Source organism: Pseudorhodobacter sp. (genome assembly GCF_030452865.1).
Lineage (GTDB): Bacteria > Pseudomonadota > Alphaproteobacteria > Rhodobacterales > Rhodobacteraceae > Pseudorhodobacter.
This window is the reverse complement of sequence record NZ_JAKDLJ010000190.1, coordinates 1-6,704: the sequence shown is the minus strand read 5'-3', so window position 1 is coordinate 6,704 and position 6,704 is coordinate 1. Positions and strand designations below refer to the sequence as shown.

The following is a 6,704-nucleotide window of genomic DNA, read 5'->3' as shown; positions in this document are numbered from 1 at the left end:
GGGTCGGAGCCGCACCAGCTACATCGGGTTTCGGTCATTTCAGTTGCCTTCCGTGCGCGATAACTGCCTAAAATTGGAACAAACAGCGAAATTTTACCAGCCCTTTACTTGGGTGGCGGCATTGTGGCGGGGCTTTGGACCGGCAATGGTCCGACGATAGATGTGGTGGGGCGAGAGATATGAAACATTCAGCACGGCTTGATCGCCTTCCGGGTGAAGAAAGCCCACTCGCGGCGGCGGTTTCAATGCGGGACGGCCAGGTGATTGCAATGGTTCGACAGGCTGTTGCGGAAAAGCGGATGCGCTTGGCCTATCAGCCGGTGGTGATGGCCGCTGACCCGTCACGCATCGCCTACCATGAGGGGCTGATCCGGGTGATTGACCCGAATGGTCGTGTCATTCCGGCGCGCGATTTCATGGGTGCGATCGAAACCGACGAACTCGGGCGGCAGATTGATTGCCTGGCGCTCGACATCGGTTTGACGACATTGGCACGTTTTCCGGAGGTGCGGCTTTCGGTCAATATGTCGGCGCGCTCCGTCGGCTATCCGCGCTGGATGAAAACCCTGCGCAAAGGGCTGGCGGCGGATGATACCGTGGGCGAACGGCTGATACTGGAGATCACCGAAAGCTCCGCCATGCTGGTGCCGGAACTGGTGATCGCCTTCATGGACGAATTGCAGTTGGAAGGTGTTGCCTTTGCGCTGGATGATTTTGGCGCCGGGCAAACGGCGTTCCGACATTTCCGCGACTTTCTCTTTGATGTGATCAAGATCGACGCACAATTCATCCGCAATATTGATCGCGACCCGGATAACCAGGCGCTGACACGGGCACTGATGTCGATTGGTGCACATTTCGATATGCTCACGGTGGCCGAAGCCGTCGAAACCGTGGCAGAGGCGCAGTGGTTGCAGGCCGCCGGGATCGGCTGCTTGCAAGGCTACCTGTTCGGTGCGCCGACGGTTCGCCCGGCCTGGGTGGAACAGCACAAGAAGCGTGCCGGGTAAGGAAATTCTGATTGTAGGTGTGCCTTTGAAAAACTTGCATTTCACTCTGGCGCGGCTTACCCCAATTGCAGAGCGGCTCGGGCACTCCTTGTCGCATTTCGGCAAAAGGGAAAGGATCAAAAATGACCAATGTCGTCATTGTTTCAGCCGCACGCACCGCGGTAGGAAGTTTCAACGGCGTTTTCGCCAACACCCCCGCCCATGAATTGGGCGCTGCCGTCATTGCCGAAGTTGTCGCCCGCGCCGGTGTCGACAAGGCGGATGTCGCAGAAACCATTTTGGGTCAGGTGCTGACAGCGGGGCAAGGGCAAAACCCGGCACGGCAGGCGCATATTCTTGCGGGACTTCCGCAGGAAAGCTCAGCCTGGTCGCTCAATCAGGTCTGCGGCTCGGGCCTGCGGGCTGTGGCGCTGGGCGCGCAGCATGTGCAACTCGGCGATGCGGCGATTGTCGTCGCGGGTGGTCAGGAAAACATGTCGATGTCCCCCCATGTCGCGAATCTGCGCGCCGGCCACAAGATGGGCGATGTTAAGTTTATCGATTCGATGATCAAAGACGGGCTGTGGGATGCGTTCAACGACTACCACATGGGCCAGACGGCGGAGAATGTCGCCAACAAGTGGCAAATCAGCCGCGATATGCAGGATGTTTTTGCGGTGGCCAGCCAGAACAAGGCCGAGGCCGCGCAAAAGGCCGGGAAATTCGTGGATGAGATTGTGCCTTTCATCATCAAGGGTCGCAAAGGCGATGTGACGGTCGATGCCGACGAATATATCCGCCACGGCGCCACGATTGAGGCGATGCAAAAGCTGCGCCCGGCGTTTACCAAGGAGGGCTCTGTCACCGCCGCGAACGCATCGGGTTTGAACGATGGTGCAGCCGCCGTTCTGCTGATGTCGGAAGCGGAGGCGAAGAAGCGCGGTCTGACCCCGCTGGCGCGAATCGCTTCTTATTCGACCGCTGGCCTTGACCCGGCAATCATGGGCGTTGGCCCGATCTATGCAAGCCGCAAGGCGCTGGAGAAAGCCGGTTGGAAGGCGTCTGACCTCGATCTGATCGAAGCGAACGAAGCCTTCGCGGCGCAGGCTTGTGCGGTCAACAAGGACATGGGCTGGAACCCCGATATCGTGAACGTCAACGGCGGCGCAATTGCGATTGGTCACCCGATTGGCGCTTCGGGCGCGCGGATCCTCAACACCTTGTTGTTTGAGATGAAGCGGCGCGATGCGAAGAAAGGTCTTGCGACCCTGTGCATCGGTGGCGGTATGGGCGTGGCCATGTGCCTTGAGCGCCCATGAACCGGCTGTGACGTTCTGAAAGAATGAGAATGTAGGCGCAATAATATTGCGTCTACACTTTTGATTGGCTAACACTATTACAAAGCAACTACTTGGAGGAGAGATCATGTCAAAAGTCGCCCTGGTTACCGGCGGTTCTCGTGGAATCGGCGCTGCGATTTCAATCGCGCTGAAAGATGCGGGTTATACCGTTGCGGCGAATTATGCGGGCAACGATGATGCCGCCACCAAATTCACCGCCGAAACCGGAATCAAGACCTATAAATGGTCGGTAGCCGATTATGATGCCTGCGCCGCAGGCATCAAGCAGGTCGAGGCTGATCTTGGCCCGGTTGCGGTGCTGGTCAATAACGCAGGCATCACCCGCGACGCGATGTTTCACAAAATGACGCCCGACCAGTGGAAAGAGGTGATTGATACCAACTTGTCGGGCGTCTTCAACATGACCCACCCGGTCTGGACCGGTATGAGGGACCGCAAATTCGGTCGCGTCGTCAACATCTCGTCGATCAACGGACAAAAGGGCCAAGCGGGCCAAGCGAACTATTCCGCCGCCAAGGCCGGAGATCTGGGGATCACCAAGGCATTGGCGCAGGAAGGCGCGCGGGCAGGCATCACCGTTAACGCCATTTGCCCCGGCTATATCGGTACTGAAATGGTGCGCGCGATTGATGAAAAAGTTCTGAATGAACGCATCATTCCGCAGATCCCGGTTGGCCGTCTGGGGGAACCGGAGGAAATAGCGCGCTGCGTGGTCTTTCTTGCCTCGGACGATGCCGGTTTCATCACGGGCTCCACGATCAGCGCAAATGGCGGCCAGTTCGTCGTCTGAACCTGTCTCTCTGAAACAAGGGGGCTGGCGTTTTGCCAGCCCCTTTTTGCTGTTGCGACTTCATCTTGGTCCAAATACCTATTCTTGGGTACGACACGCAGATCAAGGCCCGAAATGACTCGCACCCGCGCCACCGTCATCGGCTTCACAGCGGTCTTGATGTGGGCTTTGCTTGCGCTTTTGACGATTGGTTCCGCCCCGATGCCGCCGTTTCTGCTCAGTGCTGTCTGTTTTGCCATCGGTGGCGCAATCGGTTTGATCTGGACTGTGCGCGGGCCGGGCCTGGTGAGCTTGCTCCATGTGCCCCTCAAAGTTTACGTTTTTGGCACGCTGGGCCTATTCGGCTATCACGCCTTGTATTTCACCGCATTTCGCATCGGGCCGAGTGCGGCAACCGGGCTTATCGCCTATCTCTGGCCGTTGTTTATCGTGCTGATGTCGGGCGTTTTGCCGGGTGAACAGCTGCGCATCGGGCACGTCGTCGGTGCCTTGATCGCTTTGGCAGGTGCCGCGATTCTCGTGTTGGGCGAGGGCGTGGGCGGCGCGAATGCAACGGCACTTGGCCTTGCCTTCCTTTGTGCGCTGACTTGGGCTGGCTATTCCGTGCTGTCCCGCCATCTCGGCGCAGTGCCAAGCGAAACCGTGACGGTATACTGCATCGCAACCGCGGTCTTGTCACTCGTGGCACATCTGACTTGGGAGCAGACCGAATGGCCAGCCACGGCGGTTGGATGGGCTGCGGTTCTCGCCCTGGGTATCGGTCCCGTCGGTGTGGCATTCTTCACGTGGGACATCGGAATGAAGAGGGGCGACATCCAGTTGCTCGGGGTCGCGTCCTACGCTGCGCCGTTGTTGTCGACGATCATTCTGGTTATTGCCGGAATATCGCCTGCAACGTCAGGACTTGCGTTTGCCACTGCCCTGATTACCGCAGGTGCCGCACTGGCGGCGCGCGCCAGTGCGGCCCGTTAGCGGCTGCCTATTCGGCCAGTCGCGCAATCTCTTCCTTCAGCTTGAGTTTCTGTTTCTTCATTTCGGCGACCTTGAGGTGGTCAGCACCCGGTTTCCGCTCAGCCTGTTCAACCATGGATGACAGGCTTTCGTGCTTGCGGCGCAGTTCTTGCAGGTGCGAAGCGACAGTCATTCTTATCCTCCTGTGATTGGTTCACGTTCCACCAGTCCACCACAAGTTCTGAGTCTTGTCACGGGAAACCCGCCTGCAACGGCAAGGCTTTGCCTAAAATTCAGGTGAACAGATGGTTCAGCCCTTCACCATGCCGAAAAACCTGCTCGGCCTGTGGCGAATGGTTGTCGCGGTCGCCGGGATGTTCCGGGCCCGTATGCAGGATGAAAGGTGCCAGCAATTGCAACGCAGCGCGCCCGCCTTTGCGCGCGCGAATGACGACGCGGCCCGCGGCCCGACCCTCACGCGGTGCAAACGGAATTATTGCGGTGCTGCCCATTCCCGGCCCCATCGCGGCCAACCCATCGCCCAGACGATCGGCGCGCAATACCAGCGTCAGCCAACCACCGGGTCCGACGCGACGTGTCGCTGCGGCGATCCAGTCTGCAAGGGAAATTTCCTCCCGCAGGGCGATATTGCGGCCGGGATCATTGGCAATGGTGCCAACCGGCGGATAATAGGGCGGATTGGTGATGACGTGATCAAAGCCATGCCGCAGTCGGTGGGGCATGTCGAGGATTGACCCCTCGACGACCTCAAATGCGATGCCCGCGCGTGACGCGTTGCGCTGCGCCAGATCGGCATAGGCGGGCTGCACTTCCAGTCCGGAGAGGTCGAGTCGTTCAACCCGGGTTCCAAGACAAAGCGCTGCGGCCCCCGCACCGCAGCCAAGATCGAGCACAGATTGGCCGGGTTTCGCGTTGCAACAGGCGGCCAGAAGCACTGGATCCGTCGCGGCCCGGTAGCCGCGCCGGGGTTGCCACAGATGCAGCCGACCACCGAGGAAGGCGTCATCCGTCAGATCTTCGGGCGCGAAAGGCATTCAAAGCCCCGTCGGAATGTCATTGTCGGCCAGAACCGCCCGTGCGATGAACAGGTCACGGTCGATCACCATCAATCGGCGCGGAAGAATACCCATGGAGCCGTCCAGAATGCTCATGTGGACGTCGAACTCAAAGGTCTTTATACCCTCGCCCTGCAAGAGCACGGTGGCCCATGCGATAATCGTCGGATCGGTGGTGCGCAAAAGCTCTTTCATAGCTTGCACATAGTCGTTAGGCGCAAAGGTGTCGAGATCGGTTTACAGGCTGTGATCGGGCGCAGGCAGGATGAGGGGGCCGGAATGGACCACGACAGGGTGAAACCGCAGGATCAGTTGGCGACCTATCTGGCCGAGGATATGGCCGCGGTGAATACACTGATCCGGGCGCGCATGGCGTCCGAACATGCGCCGCGCATCCCGGAAGTGACCGCGCATCTGGTGGAGGCAGGTGGCAAGCGCTTGCGGCCCATGTTGACCTTGGCTGCGGCGCGGATGTGCGGCTATGATGGGCCGTTCCATGTACATCTGGCGGCGACGGTGGAGTTTATTCATACCGCAACCTTGCTGCATGACGACGTGGTGGATGAAAGCGCGCGGCGGCGCGGGCGCCCGACAGCCAATCTTTTGTGGGACAACAAGACATCAGTGCTGGTGGGGGATTATCTGTTTTCCCGCAGCTTTCAGTTGATGGTGGAAACCGGGTCCTTGCGGGTGCTCGACATTTTAGCCAACGCTTCGGCCACCATCGCGGAAGGTGAGGTGTTGCAACTGACGGCAGCACAAGATCTGGCGACGACAGAGGCGATTTACCTGCAAGTTGTGCGCGGCAAGACGGCCGCGCTGTTTTCAGCAGCGACCGAAGTGGGCGGCGTGATTGCAGGTGCCACCGAAAATCAGGTGCGCGCGCTGTATGACTATGGTGATGCTCTGGGCGTGGCGTTTCAGATCGTGGATGATCTGCTCGATTATGGCGGCACGGCGGCAGTGATTGGAAAGAACATCGGTGATGATTTCCGTGAGCGGAAGTTGACGTTGCCGGTGATCAAGGCAATCCGCCGGGCAACAGCGGAGGAGCGCGCATTCAGGCATCGCACAATTGCCAGAGGCGATCAAACCGTTGGCGATCTGGAACAGGCCATCGAGATCATGGCACGGCATGGTGCGATGGCGGCGGCACGGGATGAGGCCTTGATGTGGGCGGAGCGGGCGCGGGCGGCTTTGGTGGTTCTGCCGGATCATCCGTTGCGTGGAATGTTGCGCGGCTTGGCGGATTATGTGGTGTCCCGCATCAACTGATGCGCGTTTTGTCCGACCAAGTGCCAAATTGCGCGCCTGCGGCGCAAGGCTTTTTCGGTTTGCGCGATGCGCTGGACGGGATGTGTGGTGCGATGATGGGTCGTTGGAATCTGGATATTTTTGAACAGATGATATGGGTTAGCGGGGGCGCAATGCGGCATGGCGGATCCACCATTCCGGGTGGGTGGCGGTCAGGTGATTCGCGGCGATACTCGCATCGGTTGCGGTAGCGAAGAGGCCAAAACAGGTCGCACCAGAGCCG

8 protein-coding genes are annotated in these 6,704 nt (G+C 59.3%); 5 read left to right on the top strand and 3 right to left on the bottom strand.

Annotation, left to right across the window (positions count from 1 at the left end; translation table 11 throughout):
* Window positions 1–179 precede the first annotated feature (179 nt).
* The 4 genes from L0H65_RS11825 (at window position 180) to L0H65_RS11810 (ending at window position 4,112) form a co-directional block, all read left to right on the top strand.
* A complete protein-coding gene (locus L0H65_RS11825; protein WP_301459239.1) occupies window positions 180–1,010 on the top strand; it encodes an EAL domain-containing protein in 831 nt (276 codons plus the stop codon).
* Between the two features lie 122 nt (window positions 1,011–1,132).
* Entirely contained in the window at window positions 1,133–2,308 is a 1,176-nt protein-coding gene (locus L0H65_RS11820) for an acetyl-CoA C-acetyltransferase (RefSeq protein ID WP_301459237.1), read from the top strand.
* A 106-nt stretch (window positions 2,309–2,414) separates the two neighbouring features.
* Window positions 2,415–3,140: an acetoacetyl-CoA reductase gene (gene phbB / locus L0H65_RS11815; RefSeq protein ID WP_301459235.1), complete on the top strand. Its 726-nt coding sequence runs from the start codon at window positions 2,415–2,417 to the stop codon at window positions 3,138–3,140.
* Window positions 3,141–3,254: 114 nt separating this feature from the next.
* Entirely contained in the window at window positions 3,255–4,112 is an 858-nt protein-coding gene (locus L0H65_RS11810; protein ID WP_301459234.1) for a DMT family transporter, read from the top strand.
* A 7-nt stretch (window positions 4,113–4,119) separates the two neighbouring features.
* Here the strand turns inward: L0H65_RS11810 and L0H65_RS11805 are convergent, their stop codons facing one another.
* From L0H65_RS11805 to L0H65_RS11795, 3 genes are all read right to left on the bottom strand, one after another.
* On the bottom strand, window positions 4,120–4,284 hold the full coding sequence (locus L0H65_RS11805) for a DUF465 domain-containing protein (RefSeq protein ID WP_301459232.1): 165 nt from the start codon (window positions 4,282–4,284) through the stop codon (window positions 4,120–4,122).
* 100 nt (window positions 4,285–4,384) lie between these two features.
* On the bottom strand, window positions 4,385–5,146 hold the full coding sequence (locus L0H65_RS11800; protein WP_301459230.1) for a tRNA1(Val) (adenine(37)-N6)-methyltransferase: 762 nt from the start codon (window positions 5,144–5,146) through the stop codon (window positions 4,385–4,387).
* On the bottom strand, window positions 5,147–5,362 hold the full coding sequence (locus L0H65_RS11795; protein ID WP_301459228.1) for a DUF2007 domain-containing protein: 216 nt from the start codon (window positions 5,360–5,362) through the stop codon (window positions 5,147–5,149).
* Between the two features lie 84 nt (window positions 5,363–5,446).
* Here L0H65_RS11795 and L0H65_RS11790 point away from each other — a divergent pair, with 84 nt between their 5' ends.
* On the top strand, window positions 5,447–6,442 hold the full coding sequence (locus tag L0H65_RS11790) for a polyprenyl synthetase family protein (RefSeq protein ID WP_301459227.1): 996 nt from the start codon (window positions 5,447–5,449) through the stop codon (window positions 6,440–6,442).
* Window positions 6,443–6,704 lie beyond the last annotated feature (262 nt).